Origin of the sequence: Brevibacterium mcbrellneri ATCC 49030 (genome assembly GCF_000178455.1) — a bacterium.
Taxonomy (GTDB): domain Bacteria; phylum Actinomycetota; class Actinomycetes; order Actinomycetales; family Brevibacteriaceae; genus Brevibacterium; species Brevibacterium mcbrellneri.
The window spans coordinates 53,108-72,294 of the sequence record NZ_ADNU01000037.1 but is presented as its reverse complement, the minus strand read 5'-3'; the positions used below and the strand labels follow the sequence as shown (position 1 = coordinate 72,294).

General features: G+C 58.2%; 17 protein-coding genes. 2 read left to right on the top strand and 15 right to left on the bottom strand.

The window, feature by feature from the left end; all coding sequences use genetic code 11:
- Window positions 1–40: 40 nt before the first annotated feature.
- Genes lysS through dacB form a run of 13 tightly spaced genes read right to left on the bottom strand, consistent with a single transcriptional unit; the run spans window position 41 to window position 13,620 of the window.
- On the bottom strand, window positions 41–1,543 hold the full coding sequence (gene lysS / locus HMPREF0183_RS06180) for a lysine--tRNA ligase (protein ID WP_005884016.1): 1,503 nt from the start codon (window positions 1,541–1,543) through the stop codon (window positions 41–43).
- A gap of 33 nt (window positions 1,544–1,576) precedes the next feature.
- The gene (locus HMPREF0183_RS06175; protein WP_005884014.1) at window positions 1,577–2,470 is read right to left on the bottom strand and encodes a Rossmann-like and DUF2520 domain-containing protein; all 894 of its coding nucleotides are present in this window, start codon (window positions 2,468–2,470) and stop codon (window positions 1,577–1,579) included.
- Between the two features lie 8 nt (window positions 2,471–2,478).
- On the bottom strand, window positions 2,479–4,203 hold the full coding sequence (locus HMPREF0183_RS06170; RefSeq protein ID WP_005884011.1) for a PH domain-containing protein: 1,725 nt from the start codon (window positions 4,201–4,203) through the stop codon (window positions 2,479–2,481).
- Window positions 4,204–4,211: 8 nt separating this feature from the next.
- Window positions 4,212–4,676, bottom strand: a complete 465-nt coding sequence (locus tag HMPREF0183_RS06165) for a PH domain-containing protein (RefSeq protein ID WP_005884010.1) — start codon at window positions 4,674–4,676, stop codon at window positions 4,212–4,214.
- On the bottom strand, window positions 4,673–5,134 hold the full coding sequence (locus HMPREF0183_RS06160; RefSeq protein ID WP_005884008.1) for a DUF3180 domain-containing protein: 462 nt from the start codon (window positions 5,132–5,134) through the stop codon (window positions 4,673–4,675). Before HMPREF0183_RS06160 ends, HMPREF0183_RS06165 begins: the two co-directional genes overlap by 4 nt.
- Window positions 5,131–6,057 carry a 2-amino-4-hydroxy-6-hydroxymethyldihydropteridine diphosphokinase gene (gene folK, locus HMPREF0183_RS06155; protein ID WP_005884006.1) on the bottom strand — a complete coding sequence of 309 codons (927 nt, stop codon included), beginning with the start codon at window positions 6,055–6,057 and terminating at the stop codon, window positions 5,131–5,133. The genes HMPREF0183_RS06160 and folK overlap by 4 nt, the downstream gene beginning before the upstream one ends.
- On the bottom strand, window positions 6,050–6,841 hold the full coding sequence (gene folP / locus HMPREF0183_RS06150; RefSeq protein ID WP_245527121.1) for a dihydropteroate synthase: 792 nt from the start codon (window positions 6,839–6,841) through the stop codon (window positions 6,050–6,052). Before folP ends, folK begins: the two co-directional genes overlap by 8 nt.
- 5 nt (window positions 6,842–6,846) lie before the next feature.
- Entirely contained in the window at window positions 6,847–7,413 is a 567-nt protein-coding gene (gene folE / locus HMPREF0183_RS06145; RefSeq protein WP_005884001.1) for a GTP cyclohydrolase I FolE, read from the bottom strand.
- The gene (gene ftsH / locus HMPREF0183_RS06140; RefSeq protein ID WP_005883999.1) at window positions 7,413–9,596 is read right to left on the bottom strand and encodes an ATP-dependent zinc metalloprotease FtsH; all 2,184 of its coding nucleotides are present in this window, start codon (window positions 9,594–9,596) and stop codon (window positions 7,413–7,415) included. Before ftsH ends, folE begins: the two co-directional genes overlap by 1 nt.
- Window positions 9,597–9,639: 43 nt before the next feature.
- A complete protein-coding gene (gene hpt, locus HMPREF0183_RS06135; protein WP_005883997.1) occupies window positions 9,640–10,191 on the bottom strand; it encodes a hypoxanthine phosphoribosyltransferase in 552 nt (183 codons plus the stop codon).
- A 36-nt stretch (window positions 10,192–10,227) separates the two neighbouring features.
- Window positions 10,228–11,208, bottom strand: coding sequence for a tRNA lysidine(34) synthetase TilS (tilS, locus tag HMPREF0183_RS06130; RefSeq protein ID WP_005883996.1), 981 nt, complete (start codon window positions 11,206–11,208; stop codon window positions 10,228–10,230).
- Window positions 11,201–12,178, bottom strand: a complete 978-nt coding sequence (locus tag HMPREF0183_RS06125; RefSeq protein WP_040348367.1) for a zinc-dependent metalloprotease — start codon at window positions 12,176–12,178, stop codon at window positions 11,201–11,203. Before HMPREF0183_RS06125 ends, tilS begins: the two co-directional genes overlap by 8 nt.
- 17 nt (window positions 12,179–12,195) lie before the next feature.
- On the bottom strand, window positions 12,196–13,620 hold the full coding sequence (dacB, locus tag HMPREF0183_RS06120; protein ID WP_040348309.1) for a D-alanyl-D-alanine carboxypeptidase/D-alanyl-D-alanine endopeptidase: 1,425 nt from the start codon (window positions 13,618–13,620) through the stop codon (window positions 12,196–12,198).
- A gap of 143 nt (window positions 13,621–13,763) precedes the next feature.
- On the opposite strand from dacB, the gene HMPREF0183_RS06115 reads away from it, so the two are divergent.
- Window positions 13,764–14,252 (top strand): inorganic diphosphatase, encoded by a 489-nt coding sequence (locus HMPREF0183_RS06115; RefSeq protein WP_005883990.1) that lies wholly within the window; start codon window positions 13,764–13,766, stop codon window positions 14,250–14,252.
- Between the two features lie 101 nt (window positions 14,253–14,353).
- Window positions 14,354–14,998, top strand: a complete 645-nt coding sequence (locus HMPREF0183_RS06110) for a VOC family protein (protein ID WP_005883988.1) — start codon at window positions 14,354–14,356, stop codon at window positions 14,996–14,998.
- A 43-nt stretch (window positions 14,999–15,041) separates the two neighbouring features.
- Here HMPREF0183_RS06110 and HMPREF0183_RS06105 read toward each other — a convergent pair whose 3' ends face one another.
- A complete protein-coding gene (locus HMPREF0183_RS06105) occupies window positions 15,042–15,821 on the bottom strand; it encodes a CPBP family intramembrane glutamic endopeptidase (RefSeq protein ID WP_005883985.1) in 780 nt (259 codons plus the stop codon).
- The gene (locus HMPREF0183_RS06100) at window positions 15,811–19,176 is read right to left on the bottom strand and encodes an efflux RND transporter permease subunit (protein ID WP_005883984.1); all 3,366 of its coding nucleotides are present in this window, start codon (window positions 19,174–19,176) and stop codon (window positions 15,811–15,813) included. Before HMPREF0183_RS06100 ends, HMPREF0183_RS06105 begins: the two co-directional genes overlap by 11 nt.
- Between the last annotated feature and the right edge of the window lie 11 nt (window positions 19,177–19,187).

Below are 19,187 nucleotides of genomic sequence, written 5' to 3'. Positions count from 1 at the left end.
ATCCTAGCGTTTGGGCTAATGTCATTACTTTCAGTAATCATTAATTTTCAATTGGCTTCACAAGCGGGAAAAGAATTGTTTCACGAATTCCCAATCCAGTAAGAGCCATGAGAAGCCGGTCGATTCCCATTCCCATTCCACCTGATGGGGGCATTCCAAACTCCATCGCGGTGAGGAAGTCTTCGTCCAAAGGCATCGCTTCGTCGTCACCCTTTGCGGCGTTACGCGTCTGCGCTTCAAAGCGTTCCCGCTGGACAACGGGGTCTACCAGCTCTGAATATCCAGTAGCCAGCTCGAACCCACGCACGTAGAGGTCCCATTTCTCAACAACCCCAGGCTTTGAGCGGTGTTCACGGACCAAGGGCGAGGTGTCAACCGGGAAGTCTGTGACAAAGGTGGGCTCCCACAGCTTGTCTTGGTAGAAGTGCTCCCACATTTCTTCCACAAGCTTTCCGTGTCCGCGGAAAACACCTTCCACGTCGATGTCGCACTTCTTGGCAATTGCTAAAAGCTCATCAACTGTGGTTTCAGGCGTAACGGTTTCCCCGCACTCCTCGGAAAGCGTTTCGTACATGCTCACCGTGGCCCACTCGCCACCGAAATCGTATTCGGTTCCGTCAGCCAGAGTCACGTGCAGCGAGCCAGTGGCTTCTTCCGCAGCATTTTGAATAAGCTTTTTCGTCAATTCCCCGATTGTCGAATAATCGCCATATGCTTCATATGCTTCAAGCATTGCGAATTCCGGAGAGTGTGTAGAGTCCGCACCTTCGTTTCGGAAGTTGCGGTTAATTTCAAAAACTTTTTCCAACCCGCCAACAACAGCACGCTTGAGGAAAAGCTCAGGCGCAATACGCAAATACAGTTCCATGTCGTACGCATTCATGTGCGTAGAGAATGGGCGTGCAGCAGCACCAGATGGAATTGTCTGCAACATAGGGGTTTCAATTTCAAGGAACCCGCGTTCGTCGAACGTTTTGCGCAGTGACTTCATCACGTCCGAACGAATGTGGACCGTCTTGCGCGCGTCCTCGCGCATGATCAGATCCAAATACCGCTGACGCATACGGCCTTCGTCGCCCAGCTCAGTGTGTTGCGGTGGCAACGGACGGATCGCTTTGGCTGCCATTTCCCAACGGGAAGCAAAGATCGACAGCTCGCCGCGCTTAGAGCAAATCACGCGCCCTTCCAAGAAAACAATGTCACCTAAGTCGACATCAGCTTTCCACGCGTCCAGCGCTTCTTGTCCCACCTCGGCGAGGGACAACATTCCCTGCAAGCGGGTGCCGTCACCAGACTGCAGGGTCACAAAGCAGAGCTTTCCGGTGTTGCGGAAGAACACAACGCGACCAACGACACCAGCGCGGTCGTCAGTTTCTTCTCCGGCTTCCAGGTGCGGATACGCCTCGCGGATTTCCTGCAAAGTGTGAGTGCGCGGAACGGAAACGGGGTACGCTTCACCGCCTGCGTCGAGCATGCGCTGACGCTTCTCTTTGCGGATGCGCAACTGTTCAGGGTCGAGGTGTTCTTCGTGATCGGTAGGCATGGTCTTAGGCTACCGCGTTTATATGTTCAGCTCCTATTTGGGATCTGTGCTCGACGCCTGCAGCACGTCCAACAGGGCGGTGGCTTGCGCGTCAGTGATCGTGCCGTTGGTGAGCGCACGAGCAACGGTTGCGCGCGCCAAGGCCACATAGGTGTCACGGGTAGCCACGCCTTCGGAAGCAAGGCTGAACTCAGTCAGGGCCTCCAAGTGTGCTTCAACAGTTCCAATATCTCCACGCGAGACAGGACCGGTCAGCGCACTGGGACCGGACTGCAGAGTGTTGTTCACGCTCGCATCAACCAACGAGTGCAACACCTGAGCCGGGTTCTCCATGCCCACACTGGCCAACAGTTCCAGCGCCTGGCTAAGTATCACCACCGTGTGATTGGCCGCGTGTGAAATAGCCGCGTGGTACAACGGCCTGTCCGCAGGGGCGACGATCACTGGTTCGGCCCCAATTTCCACCACCAGAGCCTGCCCAATCGGCAAAACAGGTTTGGGGGCCGTTACCGCGATCGTTGCCTGGCGCAGACGTGGTAAGTCGATGCTCGTTCCGGTAAACGACAAAGACGGGTGCAGCGCAAGGGGAATGGCTCCGGAAGGTTCTAACACCTCGGTCCCATACCGGCCCGCGCAGTGGGCCACGATCTGACCCGAGTTAAACTTCCCCAACTTAGCCAGCCCAGAAACCAATTCCGGAAGGATGTCGTCTGGGACGGTGAACAGCACTAATTCGCTACGCTCCACCACCGTTTCGACGTCCAGGATGGGGACATCGGGCAACATGGCTGAAGCACGGTCACGGCTGGCTTCAGAACTGGCAGTGCATCCCACAATCGCGTGCCCAGCTTCACGCAGTGCGCGCCCCATCACGGCACCCACGCGACCGGTCCCCACGATGCCAACACCCAATCGAGTCTGGTCCATTTGTCCTCCTAGGCTTCGACTCCGTCAAGCACACGGCGTGCGTGCACGGTACGTTCCGCGTAGTCGTTCAGCAAAGCGTGCCCATCAGCGCCATCGAAGTGGTAAATGTGCGGGTGGACCGGGCCGCTGGTGGAGTGGATGCTGATCGATTTCAGCCCCAGGGCAGACTGGAGTGGCCCTTCCTCTAACGCCAGGGACTGCACGCGGGCATGGGGCACCAGCTGGACTTTACGTTCCAGCACTCCCCTGCGCACCACAAGCATGGTGTCGGTGAAAGCAAACACGTTGGATTTCCACGAAATCGGGTCTAGCCACTTTGACGACGCGGGTTGGTGCGTGAACATGCGTGCGGCCTGCCCCACCGGCTCACCCTTGGACTTCTTCAGTGCCGCTTCACGAATCAGGTCACCACCGTGGATGTCCTCAGGAACTCCAGGGTCGGGAAGCACTAGCCCCAAAAGCACCATCACTTCATCGAGCGTTCCCACGGGAAGCAGAACAGAGCCTTTGTCAGTGTCGGACGTTCCGGCCAGGTTGAACGTGGCACGCCACCAACCAAATGGTCGCCACAAGATACTCTGGGTCAGTTCGACAGCCTGGATACGGTCCAAAGGGATCACGCTCCGGCGCGTATCCAGTAGCCCGGAGGTGATCGCCAGGCCGTCACCGGTGATCGACACAGCGAAGTTGGATTCGGCAAAACCTTTCCTCACCACTGAGGCAAGACCTGCGATGATACCAACGAAACCGGCCAGCCCACCAAAGCTGAACGACGAGTTGGGCAGTAGCGCAACCACAGCAATGGCCACAAGGATTACCAGCGCGCTCAGGACCAACGCAAGCGTCGTCCCGGAAACCAGTCGCGAAAGAATCACGCGGTGTGCCGGAACCATGAGTAACCGACCGTCGGCACTCACATTGGATTTAATGCGGTACGGCATGAGCACGGAATCCACGGTTTCCGTCAAGTCTTCTGCGACCGTGCTAATCCCGGTGCTCAGACTTGTGGTGATGCGGCTTCCGGCAGGCGCACCGTGGCGGTGGGCTTTTGCGTGGTCCGCCGAGGTCGTTCCCGGGGCCTCAGTGTGCGGACTGTGCGCGGGGATATCTTCAGGGGCGAGGCTAGTCGGGGCGACCTCGGCCGTTGGTTCCGCAGGCGCACGTTTCTCATTCTTCACGGCACGGACTTGCGCGAGCATGTCTTCGCGCAGGTCTTCGGCCTGTTTCTTGGTGAGGAACTTGATGGTGACTTCCGAGCCCTCGCCACCGGCGACGTCGAAAGTGAGTTCCGCCATTCCGAAGATCCGTGCCATGAACCGCTGCCGGATGTCGATCGACTGCACACGGTCCAAGCGCGCTTTACGCAGCTGTTTGTTAAGGATCCCCCAGCGCGAGTACACCGCGTTGTGGTCAATCGCGTATGCACGCACCCGCCACGACCACCAGTTGAGGGCAATAACTCCAGCAAAAACTGCCACACCTACCAGCAACCAGGCGAGGTTCTTAAGAATAAAGTCGAGCGTTCCGTGTTCGACGGCAAAGACCACAAGCTGAATAAGGTCTTGGACTTGGTTGAACGAGAAGGACACGAACGCCACGACGAGCGCGATCAGCCCCAGTCCCACGTCGAGGAACGGGGTGGCGGGATGGACTCGGTGCCAGTCGAGCTGGTCTGGCTGCGCGTCTGGCTCTGCCTCCGGGGTGTTCTGCGCGTCTGGGTTTTCCTGTGACACCGGTGGCCTCACAATCCGGCCAGGTGAGTTTCACCGCGCTGCGCCAGAAGTTCGCGCAGGTGGTCTGCGTCTTGAGCGGGCAGCCCTGGAATGGTTGCGTCTGAGGACGCCGAGGCAGTGTGCAGTTCCACTGTTGCCAACCCAAAGAAACGGCTCACAGGCCCGGAGGAAACATCGACGAACTGCATGCGTCCAAAGGGCACGACCGTGGTGCTGCGGAACATGATCCCTCGCTGGATGAGCAAGTCATTTTCCCGGATTGCGTACCCCAAATTCTTCACCTGACGGTGGGCAACGATAACCCACCAGACAATTCCGATCACAGCAAGAACACCAACTGTGACTGGAGCCCACCAGGGAAGAAAAAGTGCTGCCATCACGCACGCCACAACAGCAACGACAACAAACCACAGACCGTTCACCAGCCACACGTAGAACAGTTTGCTATTTACTGGAACGATCTGATCATTCATGCAGGCTCGGCCCCCTCTGGGTCGTCGGGCGGCAATTGGCAGTATGACTCTACGATAAGGCCCACGATCATCAAAACCGCTGCGGCAGCTACTGCCAAAAGCATGCCCGCACCGGTAGAACTGCGCGCGCCACCGGCCGTTGTGAGCAGATACACGGCACTTCCCGCGTACCATCCTGTGAGGCTTGACCCGGCAAGTGCGGCGGCTTTGGCCATGATGGCCACGCGAGCAGCCTTAAGTGGGTCGAGGACGCGGGTGCGATCGCCTTCGTTCCACTTTTTGATGGGAAGGCCAAGCACCAGAAGAACAACCGAAAGGATCAACATTCCCACGATTGCCAGCCACGGGATTCCCGGCAACACTTGGCCGTAAGTTTCCCACATGAAGTTGAACATGTAGGCAAGTGCCAGCCCAAGTAAACCTGCAATCGCAAGCGTCTTGGGTTTGGTCTGGCTCATGCTCGTTCAACCCCCTGGTCACTAAGCTCTTCCAGTCGTTCACGAAGCGTCAGCGTTGCGCCGTCTACGTCTATTGTCGCGCTGGGATCAATTTCATGCCAGGGTGTAAGCACAAACGCTCGGTTACCCGCTTCTGGGTGAGGCAAAGTAAGCACCGGGTCTGTGAGTTTCAGTTCGGCGCCCGCATCTCCTAAGCCCTCGCCCCGGCCCAGCCCCTCATGCGGAGTGAACCGGATGAGGTCCAGATCCAGCGTGCGCGGCCCCCACCGCACGTCGCGCGTGCGACCGTGCGCCAGCTCAATACCTTGGCACACGCCCAACAGTTCATACGCAGAAAGTGTGGCCTCAACCGTCATCACCGCGTTGATGAAGTCGTCTTGTTCGACTCCACCAACAGGCGCGGACCTATACAGCGAGGACCGCTGAAGAATCGTGATATGCGGGTGCAGGTCAAGCGCGTCCATGGCGCTCTGGACCGTTTCAGCGGGGTTGCCCATGTTGGCCCCCACACCGATCACGGCTTGCCCGCCGCGTGCCCGCCGCTCGTGTTGCAACCGCTCGCGCTCAACACCAGTCCTCCGCACGGTGACCGAAACATCCTGAAAGTCCTGGTCAATGGGCGCCTGTGGCTTGTGGACTGTGACTTCCACCGAACCCGCCACGCGCAACAAGTCACCGGCAATTGCCCATGCCAGAGCTTCAATCAAGTCAAAGGGCTCACCCGTGACGCGGTCCGCCACAATCTGCGCGACATCCGCATAGTTGATGGTGTCTTCTAACCGGTCTGACGCCCCAGCCTGCGCGTGGTCGGCGTGGAGCACCACGTCGACCACAAAATCTTGACCCTCGCGCTTTTCAAAGTCGAAAACCCCGTGAAAACCACGCGCTTTCAACCCGGTCAGAGTGATCCGGTCGTCACCCATGGAGGGCCCGTTCGGTGACGCTGGCGACCACCGCCGAGGTGCGCACATCGTGGACGCGCACGCCCCAGGCGCGCGCGTGGCAGGCAAGGGCGGTCAATGCCGAGGTGGCAATATCCAAATTGCGTTCGTCCACCTCGGCGCCGGTTTCCTCCAGATGCGAGGACAGGAACCTTTTGCGCGAACCTGCCACCAGCAGCCGGGGACCCAAACTGGCCAGCCGGTCCAGGTGGGACATGAGTGTCCAGTTGTGTTGCGCGTTCTTCGAAAAACCCAGCCCAGGATCCACGATGATGCGGCCGGGGTTCACACCCGCGTCTACGGCGGCGTCGACTCGCTGGCTCAGTTCTTCGCGCACTTCTTCTACTACGTTCTCGTAGTGGAATACGGCGCCCGCGTCACACAGCAGGCCGCGCCAGTGCATGAGGATGATTTCGCTGTGTGTTTCAGCCGCCAGTCGTAGCATGTCGGGGTCCATTTGCCCTGCTGACACGTCATTGATGTAGCGTGCCCCTGCTTCTAGGCACGCGCGCATGGTGGACGCGTTCATGGAGTCCACGCTCACCGCAATCCCCTGTTTGGCAAGCTCTGTGACCACGGGGAGCACGCGGCGTAGCTCCTCTTCTTCACCCACCCGGGCTGAACCGGGGCGCGTCGATTCGCCTCCCACGTCAATGATGTGGGCACCGTCTTCAACCATTTGGTGTGCGTGGTCGAGCGCACTCGTGGTGTCGAAGTAGCGCCCACCGTCAGAAAAGGAATCTGGGGTGACGTTCAAAATCCCCATGATTTTCATGTTGTGCCTCGGATCAGACTCATGGCCTCAGCCCGCGATGTTGGTTTGCGCAGGCTACCGCGTACAGCTGACGTAATTGTTGACGCGCCGGCCTTGTCCACACCGCGCATGGACATGCACAGGTGTTCCGCTTCGATCACCACGATTGCGCCCCGAGGTTCCAGGTGTTCCATGAGTGCGTCGGCGATCTGGCCAGTGAGCCGTTCCTGGACCTGTGGCCTGCGCGCGTACAGTTCGACTAAGCGTGCCAGCTTCGAAAGCCCGGTCACACGTCCCGAGGTGTTGGGGATGTAACCCACGTGCGCAACCCCGTGGAACGGCAACAAGTGATGTTCACACGTGGAGAACATTTCGATGTTGCGCACCAACACCATTTCGTCGTGGCCAATCTCAAACGTGGTTGACAGCACTTCTGCCGGGTCTTGTCCGATTCCGGCGAACAGTTCCGCATACGCACGGGCTACTCGCCCGGGTGTTTCCTGTAGTCCGTCGCGGTTGGGGTCTTCGCCAATCGCGTACAGGATTTCGCGGACCGCTGCCTCAATGCGCGGCTGGTCCACCATTAGCGGTCAGTCCACGGTGGTTGTTGGTCACCTGGGCCAGGCTGTGGACCGGCGCCCGGCTCCGGTGCGCCGGGACCAGTGTGAGGTGGTTGGTTACCGGGGTTTGGGTGCGTGTCGATGGGCGGCTGTCCCGAATCCCCCGGTTGTGTTTGGGGCGCGTCAAGTGGCGCTTCCCACACCTCGGGGTTTTCAGGACGCACACGTTCCGGAACCGCGATAGGCGGAATGTCGGAAACAGGACGCGACGGGTCAGCCAGCCACACATCACGCTTCGGAGCCTTCTTAACCTCGGCAAAAATTTCTGCCAACTGTGCCTGGTCCAAGGTTTCCTTTTCGAGGAGTTCATGAGCCAGGCGGTCCAGGATGTCGCGGTTTTCGTTCAGCGCGCGGTAGGCGTCAGCGTGTGCCGCGTCAACGAGTGCGCGAATCTCCAGGTCGATCTGCCGGTAGGTTTCGTCAGATGCGTGGGCTTCTGCTCCTTGTCCGCGTCCGGCGAACGGTTCAGAGGAAACGTCACCGATCTTGACCATTCCAACGCTTTGCGTCATGCCGTACTGCGTGACCATCTTCTTGGCCGTGCTGGTGGCTTTTTCAATGTCGTTGCTGGCACCTGTTGTGGGGTCGTGGAACACGATTTCTTCAGCAACGCGCCCACCCATCGCATAAGCAAGCTGGTCTAAGAGTTCATTGCGCGTGGTGGAGTACTTGTCTTCGCTTGGAAGAACCATGGTGTATCCCAGTGCACGACCACGCGGGAGGATGGTCACCTTTGTCACCGGGTCGGTGTGGTTCATGGCAGCGGCAACAAGCGCGTGCCCACCTTCGTGATACGCGGTGACCAAACGTTCTTTGTCGTTCATGAGGCGAGTACGCTTCTGTGGCCCGGCGATCACGCGGTCAATCGCTTCGTCCAGGATTCGGTTGTCGATCTGCGTGCGACCCGAACGTGCCGTGAGCAGGGCCGCTTCGTTGAGGACGTTCGCCAAGTCTGCACCAGAGAAACCTGGGGTGCGTTTAGCGATTTGCCCAAGGTCCACTTCAGGCGCAAGCGGTTTGTTGCGCGCGTGGACTCCCAGAATGTGTTGGCGTCCCTTCATGTCGGGGACTTCCACGTTGACCTGGCGGTCGAAACGTCCAGGACGCAAAAGAGCGGGGTCCAGAACATCGGGGCGGTTGGTTGCCGCGATGAGGATCACGTTGGTGGTGGCGTCGAAACCGTCCATCTCAACGAGCAACTGGTTGAGTGTCTGTTCGCGTTCGTCGTTACCGCCCCCCATTCCGGCACCGCGCTGACGACCAACTGCGTCGATTTCGTCAATGAAGATGATGGCCGGTGAGTTGTTCTTAGCCTGTTCGAACAGGTCGCGGACACGTGAAGCACCCACACCCACGTACATTTCAACAAAGTCGGAACCAGAAATAGAGAAGAACGGCACGCCCGCTTCTCCAGCAACAGCACGGGCCAATAGGGTTTTACCGGTTCCGGGAGGGCCGTAGAGCATGACACCCTTAGGGATCTTGGCTCCCAAGTCCGTGAACTTCTTTGGTTCAGCCAAGAACTCCTTAATTTCTTGGAGCTCTTCCAGCGCTTCGTCTACACCCGCAACGTCTTTAAACGTGACGTCGGGGTGTTCTTTGTTGACCATTTTTGCTTTGGATTTACCAAAGTTCATGATCCCCTTGGCGCCCCCGGACATCTGCGAGAGCAGGAACCAGAAAACAGCCAAGATGATGACGAACGGAATAACGTTGAGAAGCAGAGAGGTGAGGAACGACCGCTTAGGAACTTCGTCCGTGTAGCCCTTTTTAATGTCAGCGTCGTTGATTGCCTTAATGACCTGATCTCCACGTGGCTCCACGTAGAAGAATTGCACGCGCTTGCCGTAGTTCCGGTCGTCGACCTTGTAATCTTCGGTCAACACCATGTCTACACGCTGGTCACCGTCAACAACCTTGATCTGTTCCACGGTCTTGCCGTTAAGCAGTTCAAGTCCCTGTTTGGTGTCGATGCGCTGGTAGCCACCCCCGGACAGCCACATCATCCCAATAGAAACGATGACAATTGCGAGCACGATCCACAGGACGGGTCCACGCGTCAACTTCTTCACGCTGGACTTGCTGGAATCCTTATTGTCGGGCCCTTTAGGTTCCCGACGTTTCAGATCGTTGTTGTTGTTGGCCATTAATTCTCTCTGTACGTGCTTGCGGGTCTGTTGTGTAGGTCTATTAACTGTAGACGTGTGGCGCGAGCGTCGCGACAAACGGTACGTTACGGTACTTCTCGGCGTAGTCTAGCCCGTATCCCACAACAAACTTGTTAGGAACGTCAAAGCCTACATAACGCACATCAATGTCGACTTTGAGAGCTTCGGGTTTGCGCAACATGGTGCAAATTTCGACTGACGCTGCACCACGGGACTTCAAGTTAGACAGGAGCCACGAAAGAGTCAGACCGGAGTCAATAATGTCTTCCACAATCAGGACGTGTTGGTCTTTGAGGTCTGTGTCGAGGTCTTTAAGAATACGGACAACACCAGAAGATTTGGTGCCGGAGCCGTAGGAAGATACAGCCATCCAGTCCATGCGAACGTGCGAGTGCAGAGCACGGGCCAGATCAGCCATCACCATGACAGCGCCCTTGAGGACTCCCACTACCAGAAGGTCTTTGCCTTCGTAGTCCCGGTCGATGTCGGCTGCGAGTTCAGTGAGTCGGTGTTTGATCTGTGTTTCGGTTACCAAGATCTCTTCAATGTCATCGCCCAGGTCGCGCTGATCCACGTTGCGTCCTTTCTTGTTTTCGCTGCTCGTTTTAGCTTACCTGTAAATGGGTGCTTGCCCGTCACACCTGCGGAACTGGACGTCACCTGCGCGGGTGCGGACCACCTCGGCGGCGGGAGGGCATGACACCGCTCCTGTCCGCGCTCCTGTCAGCAGGTCATCAATTGCGGTGACGTGATGGAAGCCCGCTTCGTTGGTGGGCGAGAATTGCCACAGCCAGTCCCGGATCACGCGCGTGCGCAACGCGGCGGGCAACTCAGCGGCGGTGTGCAGAAGTGTGTCGCCGCGGATGTGCGCCTGGGCGTCGGTTTGGGATTCCAGTTCGTCGGAGTCCATGGCTAGCAGGTGGGCGGTGCGTGCCAGGTTGGCGTAAACGCCGGAGCCTGCGACCTCGGCGAGCGCGGGCATCAGCTGGGTGCGCACTTTGACCCGTGTGAAGCTGGGGTCTGAGTTCATGGGGTCGTTCCACACGGGGATGTTTTGCGCGGTGGTGGCGGATTCTGTTTCGGCCCGGGTAATGCCCAACAGTGGGCGGATGTACCGGCCGGCGCGGGGCCTCATGCCGGCAAGGGATCGCGCGCCGGAGCCCCGTAGGAGCCCCAACAGCACGGTTTCGGCCTGGTCGTTTTGTGTGTGGGCCAGCAGAACGCCCGCAGCTCCCCTCTCCTTGGCTACCCGGTCGAGGGCCGCGTACCGGGCAGTGCGTGCGTCGGCTTCAAGGCCGTCCGAGGTCGCCGTCACCTCCGCTGTTTCAACAGTTGCGGTGAGTCCCAGGTCAGTCAGCGCGCGCTGGGTGCGGGCTGCGACCTCGGCGCTTCCTTCCTGTAACCCGTGGTCAACGGTGACCGCTACAAACTCATAGTCCTTGCGGGTGAGAAACGCGCACGCGGCGGCCAGGCTCATGGAGTCCGCTCCCCCAGATACCGCAATGAGGTAGGTGTGACCGGGTTCCAGCGCGTCTTCGACAGCTTTGCGGATTTTCGCCGAGGCGGGATCCAGCCTGGGTCGTCTAGGCACGGATGCGCTCCAGCCAGAGTTCGGGGTTGCCCAGTTCCGCCTTAGTTGGCAGGTTTTCAGGCGCTTGCCACAGTGGGTGCAGTCCGGCGTGGCCACGGTGTTTCACGACTCCGCGGATGAACGCGGCACCAGTGGTGTACTGATCCATTTTGTTTTGGAACCCCAGCAGGCGCCCCAGCCCGTTGACGCTGGTGGCTCGCCTGCGGTCGAATGCCCTGCGGATTCTGGCAACAGTGGGGATCACGGATGGCCCACACGAGTCCATGACGACGTCCGCGTGGCCTTCGAGCACGCTCATGACCGCGGTGATTTCGTTGACTGCTTGACGTTTGTCGGGGGTGGTGATGGCGTCGAGCAGGGACCCACCTTTGAGCGCTTCAATCCAGTTTTCGTCCTGCGTGGACTTTTGTACCAGGATGCTCACCCGCTCAATCATGTAGTCCCGCAGCCACGGGGCCATGGCGAACTGCACGCGGTGGGTTGTTTCGTGCAGGGTCACCCACAGGCGGAAGTCGCGGGGATTCACTTCAAGCCGCCGCTCAGTTTCTAACACATTGGGTGCGACCAGCATGAGCCTGCGGTGGGAGCCCAGCGGATCGAACTGCCCTAGGACCCGCCCGGCCAGGACGGCAAGCACGGTGCCCAGTTGCGCGGAACCCACGCGAACCACTGGGTTGATGCGGAAGATGGAGGGTTTGGGCGGGGTCATGAAACTGGCGCCCAGTTCTGCGAATGTCTGGGCGTTAGCGGTGAGCCACCCCACCCGGTCGACCACTAACACGGTGTCGCCGGTGACGGTGTTGCGAACAGCGTCTTCCCATTCCCGCGGCAGGTTGACGGTGCGGAGGACCAAATCGACCGAGGTGTCCGCAGCTTCGCGCAGATCCTGCACCAGGGTGCGGGCAGTGTCCGCGTCAGGAATGGGTCCGGGGGCTACGAGTTCACGTCCGGTGCGCACAACTGTGGGCACGTGAAAAGGTTGTTCGGTCACCCTGAGCACCCACATTCTGCTAACACAGTAACTGCTTTGTCTACGATTTGACGCGCTTCGCCTGCCCCGCCGCGTTCTAGGCCGTCGGCCATGATGGTGAAGGTGAGGAGGCGACCGTCCTTGGTGGTAACTACACCGGACAGGCTGGTCACAGTTGCCAAGGTTCCGGTTTTGGCGCTGACGACTCCGGCAGCTGACTCAGTTTCTGGGTCGTCATAACGTTTGACGAGCGTGCCAGACAGCCCTCCCACCGGCATGTTAGGGAGAAGTTCAGCCAGTTCTTCACGTTGGGCGACACTGGTGATGATCTGGGTAAGTTCGTTGGGCGAAATGCGGTTGTCGTAGTTAAGCCCTGACGTGTCGCCCAAGGTGATCGACGCTGTGTCGAGTTTCATGTCCTTAAGCTGATTGAGCACAGCTTGCGGGGAGGCCTCAAGCCCTGGTTTGTCGCCACGTTTGATGGCCACTTCGACACCCAAGTTTTCTGCGACCACGTTGTCGGAGTGCAAGAGCATGTATCGGATCACGCTGCTGACCGGGGCCGATTCCACTTGAGCTGCTTTCTCAGCAGACTCCGGCGTCGCTTGGGGCTTTTCCACCTTCACGTCGATCCCGCGGTCTTTGAGCGCCTTTTCAAAGTCTTTGACGGCACGGTTCACGGGGTCTTGTTCACGCGAAGAAAAGCGTGCGCGCTTCACCAACCCGGCGTCCACCATGAACGGTTTGACGGGCGCGATATAGCCGTTGCCAATGTCTGCCCGGTCCCATTTCTTGCGAAAGTCGGCGCCCTCATACCGGGAAACGTCCGCGCGCAACGTCACGGAGGTGCGACCTCGGTCCTTTAAGAACGCCGAGGTGGTTTCTGCCAGTGTTCCCAGCCCTGCGTGCCCAATGATTGAGTTGGGGTCGGACTCGCCGGCGCCAAGTAATACGTCTCCCCCACCTTTAAGAAACAGGGTGTCACCGTCAAGGAGGGTTTCTGTTGTGAATCGGCTGGAAGGCCCCAGCGCATCCAGAGCTGCGGTGGCGGTGAGGACTTTTGTGACCGAGGCGGGTGTCCGGGCTCGGTTGGCGTCCTTGTCATAGAGTGTGTCGCCTGTTTTGGCGTCCCGGACTTCGGCAGAGAACGCGGAAGGGTCTTTTGCGGAGTCAAAAATGGGGTCGAGCCGCTGTTTCAGATCGTGTGGCACAGGCGCGTCATCTGCCAGCGCGGGCATGTCGACAGAACTGTGCGATTCAGGCTCGGGCTGCGGAAGTGCCTGCACTTCGATGGGGGGCTTGGTGGTGAGGAAACCAGGAGCGATGTCCGCTACGTCAAGAGCTCCATAACCTGCGAGCGCTACGATCACTCCTGCGCTGGTGATCACTAGACCGTTCTTTCGGTTGTGTTCTTGACGACGACGGGCTTTTCGACTGGTCATACTCTTCCAATTGAGATTGTGGGTGAGGGGTGGTGCTTTCACCAGTGCACTCCGCTTATTATTCTCTATGCTAAGGGAGGTATCTCTCAGGCGCGTTTTCCGCGCGTGCCTACTAGCCAGCACTAGCCAGAAATGGAGCATTCATGGAGCTTTTGGCCACAATCGAAATTCCTGCCGGTTCGCGCAACAAGTACGAAGTGGACCACGAAACCGGGCGCGTCAAACTGGACCGCTACCTGTTCACCTCGATGGCTTACCCCACCGACTACGGGTACTTCGAAGACACCTTGGGTGAAGACGGTGACCCACTGGACGTTCTGGTTCTGCTCCACGAATCAGTGTTCCCTGGTTGCCAGCTTGACGCTCGCCCTATTGGTGTTTTCAAGATGGTTGACGAAGCTGGTGGTGACGACAAGGTTCTGGCTGTTCTCGCCGATGACCCACGCTTCGACGACATCACTGATGTGAAAGACATTTCGAAGTTCCAGCTCGATGCGATTGAGCACTTCTTTGTTCACTATAAGGACCTGGAGCCAGGCAAGTACGTCAAGGGTTCCGAATGGGCTGGCCGCGAAGAAGCCGAGCGTATCGTGAACGAGTCGATCGAGCGCTTCAAGTCCGAAGGACACTGAGCTGATCGTTTGTGCTTCAGCGATCTGAAGTGCCAACGGGCAATCTCATAATTAGGTTGACCTAACAAGATGATCCAAGTGCCGTGTGTCACAGTACACACATGCACTTGGATCATCTTTCGTTTGCGGCACAGCCAGATGGATACCAGGCAACAGCAGAACGCCTGGCTGAGAAACTCGGCTTGTCCTTTTACGACGGTGGAGTGCATCCACGCTTCGGAACCCGCAACCTGATTTTCCCTCTTACGGGTGGCCACTATGTTGAGGTCGTCGAGGCGCTTGAACACCCGGCAGCTTTTGCAACCCCCTATGGCCAGGCGGTGCGTGCACGGTCCGAGCTGGGCGGCGGCTGGATGGGTTGGTGCGTGCGCACCGACGATCTGACTAGCGTAGAGGAGCGTCTGGGGCGCAAGGCTGTTGACGGTAACCGTCAAGCCGTTGATGGCCCGGAACTCGAATGGAAGCAGATCGGCGTCAAGGGGCTCATGGCAGACCCTCAGTTGCCGTACTTCATTCACTGGCTGTCACCCGTTGCCGATCAGCCGGGGCACTGGAAGTCACCAAGTAGTGACGTTGCGATCAAGTCCTTGCAGATAGCAGGTAACCGCGACAGGGTGCGCGAATGGCTGGGAACTGACGACCCTAAGCCGATTCCAGAGATTGGGATCGACTGGACGGCACCCAATGCGGCGCCCGGCCTCATTTCGGCCACATTCACCACACCTCAGGGCGAGGTTGTGATTTAAGCCTGGCACTGTTTTAAGCCAGCGCTTTTTACAGCGACACGTCTTATGCGTCTACAGCCTGCAGGATTCCAGGTGCGGTAAACCCCACCACGTCAATGAACGTGTGCGCCCACACAAACGGCATGACTGAACCGCGGATAGAACGCGGGCCAAAGAAGTATAGGTAGCCAAAGAGCAGGCCCATGAGCACATTGCCCACAAACGGCCCGATCCCCTGGTACAAGTGGTAAGAGCCACGAAATAGCGCCAGGCTGATGATTGCCACCCATGGGCTGATGCGCATTTTGTGTAACCGGTCGGTGGCGTAGCCCAGAAGCAAGACTTCCTCTAAAACCCCGTTCTTGATGGCGTGCAGGATGAGCACGGGAACGGTCCACCAGTAGGCGTTTAGGTTATTGGGCGTGATCTGTGCTGTGATCCCCAGCGTGCGCCCCAGGAAGTAGACCCCCAAAGTGCCTACACCGATCACCGCGAATAGGCCCGCACCCCACAAAATGTGAACCAGCCAGCCACGCAGGTTGCCGGGCCACCCCATGCGTGTGCGCAGTGACGGGGCGGATGGGGCGGTGTCCTTGTCACGGGCCATGAGCCACAGAGCAAGGGCCACCGGGACCACCGCAAACCCAATCCCTAACAGCTGGTACAGCAAGTCAAAGAGCGGACGGATGGACTCCGAGGTGTTGAGTTTGGCCTGTGCGTCAGAGATGGGGCCGCGGGTAGAAATGTCAACGAGGCGCACAATCGCGTAGATCGCGGACTGTCCCAGTGAGACAGCCGCGATCAGTGCGAGTTCAGTTCCCCAGCGGGAACGGTCAGCTTTCACTGCGTGCTTCGGCCTTGTCGATCACGCTTGACCGTGCCATTTCCTTGATGATCTTCTTTTCGCGGCGACGTTCCTTGAAGCCTTCGATCAGCTGGTACAGAACGGGCACCAGGATCAGGGTCAGCAGGGTTGAGCTCACAAGTCCACCGATCACCACAATGGCCAGCGGTTTGGAGATGAACACACCGCCTCCACCAGTGAGGCCAAGTGCCATCGGAATCAGCGCGAAGATCGTGGCAGCTGCGGTCATGATGATGGGTCGGAACCTCAAACGAGCGCCGTTGACCACCGCGGTACGCAGGTCCACACCGTGAGCACGGAAGTGGTTGATGAGGTCAATCAGCACGATCGCGTTAGTGACTACAACACCGATCAGCATGAGAAGACCAATCAACGAGGCCAGTCCCAGCGGGGTGTCGGTCAGTAGCAGAAGCCCAATCGACCCGGTGGCAGCGAATGGGATCGACACCAGGAGAATGAGTGGCTGGATCAGACTCTTAAACGTGGCCACCAGGATCACGAATACGATCAGGATCGCGGCAAGCATGGCCAGACCCATCTGCTTGAACGCATCGGCCTGTTCGGCACCCACACCAGACGTGTCCTGAGTCACGCCGCTTGGCAGTTCGGTTTCGTCAACCTTGTTGTTCACCGCTTGTACCACTTGGCCTAGGTTGTCCCCTGAAGGTGTCACGCTGATCTGTGCGGAGCGGAGACCTCCCGAGTGACGAATAACGGGCGCGGTTTTGATTTCCTCAACCTTCGCGATCTTGGACAGGCGAACAGTTTTCTCTTCCGTCGTTGGCGTGCCGGGCATTCCCGGAATTGGAGAAGCCTGAACAATCTGTTCCGTGTACGGGATCTTGAGATCTTCCAGCTTCTTGACGGTATCGGCAGAGCCGTCGAACAGTTTCACGCTGCGTGTAGAGGAGTCAACGATGAGGTCACCGATGTCCTGACCTTCGATCGCGCGTTGCACATACTCACTGACTTGAGCTTCAGTCAGGCCCTTTTCTTTGGCTTTCTTTGCGTCAACCGAAACTTGAACAATCGGTTGCACGGCCTGCAGGTCATTGGTAACGGTTTGCACGCCGTCGACGTCCTTCAGCTCTTCCGTCAGTTTCTTGACACCATCTTCCAAGGCCTTGGTGTCGTTAGAGGTGAGTGTCAGATCGATGGAGTCACCACCGGGGCTTGAAGTTGCTGACATCACTTCAAGTTCGCCTACACCATCAAGTTCGTCAAAGCGTTTTTGGATGTCGGCAGACACCTCCGAGGTGCTTGCCCCCGTTTCGAGGTTGATGAAGTAGTCGCCAGAAAGTCCGCCTCCGTCACTTCCGAATGAGAGACCTGCGTCGCCGATGGAGAACTGGTAGGACTCCACACCGGGGGTCTTCGAAAGCACTTCTTCGACCTTTTCAGCTTGTTTTCCGGCTTCTTCTAGACCAACCCCAGGTTCGAAGGTCTGTTGAGCCTGAACAGTCTCTTCGCCGGTGTCACCCAAGAATTCAGTCTTGAGCAACGGAGTCATGGCCAAGGTTCCCACGAGCAAGACCACACTGACCACAATCGTGATAACAGGGTGACGCGTAGCCCACCGCACTACGGGGGTGTAGGTCTTTTGCAAGCGAGTCTCAGGTGACTTGAGGCTGGCAAGTTCGTCGACCTCGGCCACGGAACCTTCATCCTCACCCAGCACAGAGGCTGCGGTCTTGCCAACCATAGGCATTTCCGAGGTGGCCCTGCGTGGCCCGGTTCCTCCGGCGCGCGCACGCTTGCGACTTTCCTTGCGTTCCTTCTTCCACTGCTTGAGGTTTTCCTTGCGCAGGGATCGGATTTCCTGCTTGTCCGATCGAGTGAGCTTGACACGCGATTCACGTGCACGCAGGAACCAGTACGCCAATACCGGAACGATCGTGAGCGACACCAGCAGCGAGGACAAAAGCGCGATCGAGGTGGTGAGCGCAAATGGGCGGAATAGTTCACCCGTCTGTCCCGTGATGAACGCGAGCGGAGTGAACACCGCAACCGTGGTCAGAGTGGACGAGGTGATAGCCCCGGCGACTTCCGATACGGCGGCGAAGATGTTCGCGAACTTGGTGCCACCCAAGGTTTGGCGACGGCGGATCGATTCGATGACCACGATCGAGTCGTCCACAACGCGCCCAATAGACATGGTCAACGCCGCCAAGGTGAGCATGTTCAGCGAATAGCCGGTGCGCCAGATCGCAAGCATGGTGACCAGCAAGGACAGTGGGATAGAGATCGCGGTGATTGCCGTTGCGCGGAATGACAGCAAGAACACCAGGATGACCAAGACAGCGAAGATCAGACCCAAGCCACCTTCACGCACCAGGTCTTCGATGGACTGGTTGATGTAAGGCGACTGGTCGAAGACCGTGGTGAACTCGGCATTGTTGCCGATTTTCTTTTCCAGTTCAGGCAATACGTCTTTGACGCCTTCCGCCACATCCACCGTGTTGGAATCAGGTTTCTTAAGGACTTGGATAGTCAGGGCATCTTTGCCGTTCGACCGTGAAATCGATGTGATGGGTTCGTCTTTGAGCTCAATGTCGGCGACGTCACTCACCTTGACCGGTTCTGGTTCGCCGTCTTCTTCACCTGTGACGTAAAGGTTCTTAATGTCGTCGACACTGGTGAGGCGTTTTCCTACTTCAACGGGGGCTGCGCCGTTCGATGCTTTAAGTTCACCCGCGGAAACCGGGACACCATTGGTCTTGAGGATCTGGGCAAGTTCGTCAAGTTGCACACCCTTGTCTTCCATGCGCTTTTTCTTGACCCGGATCTCAATTTGTTTTTGTGTTTGGCCTGAAACAGACGCGTCGCGAACGCCGTCGATCTTCTTCATTTCAGGGACCGCGATGTCTTCGAGGTCCTTTGACAGCTTTTCGATGTCGTCACCGGATACGGACATCACGAGGACTGGGAAGTCGTCAACGGACCCTGCAACCACCGTTGGGGTCACACCGTCAGGGAGCTGGCTTTCAACTTGTGACACGGCGCGTTGAAGTTCGCGAACAACGTCGTCCGAAGAGGTGCCGTACTTCGTTGTGACAGTGATCTGGCTGTTTCCCGTTGACGAGGACGAAGACACCTCGTCCACTGACTGCACGCCAGCCAGCGCGGACTCAAGGGGGTCTGTCACTTCCCGTTCGACCGCCTCGGGGGCGGCCCCTGGGTACTGGCTGATCACAATGGCCTGAGGAACGTCAAAAGAAGGAAAGAGCTCCTTCTTGAGACTGAACGTGGCTATGGTCCCAAAGATGATGGCGACGACGGTCACAAGTGCGATGAGTGAGCGGTTTCGCAGGCTCAGTCTCACAAGATGTTTCACAAGTTCCTCTT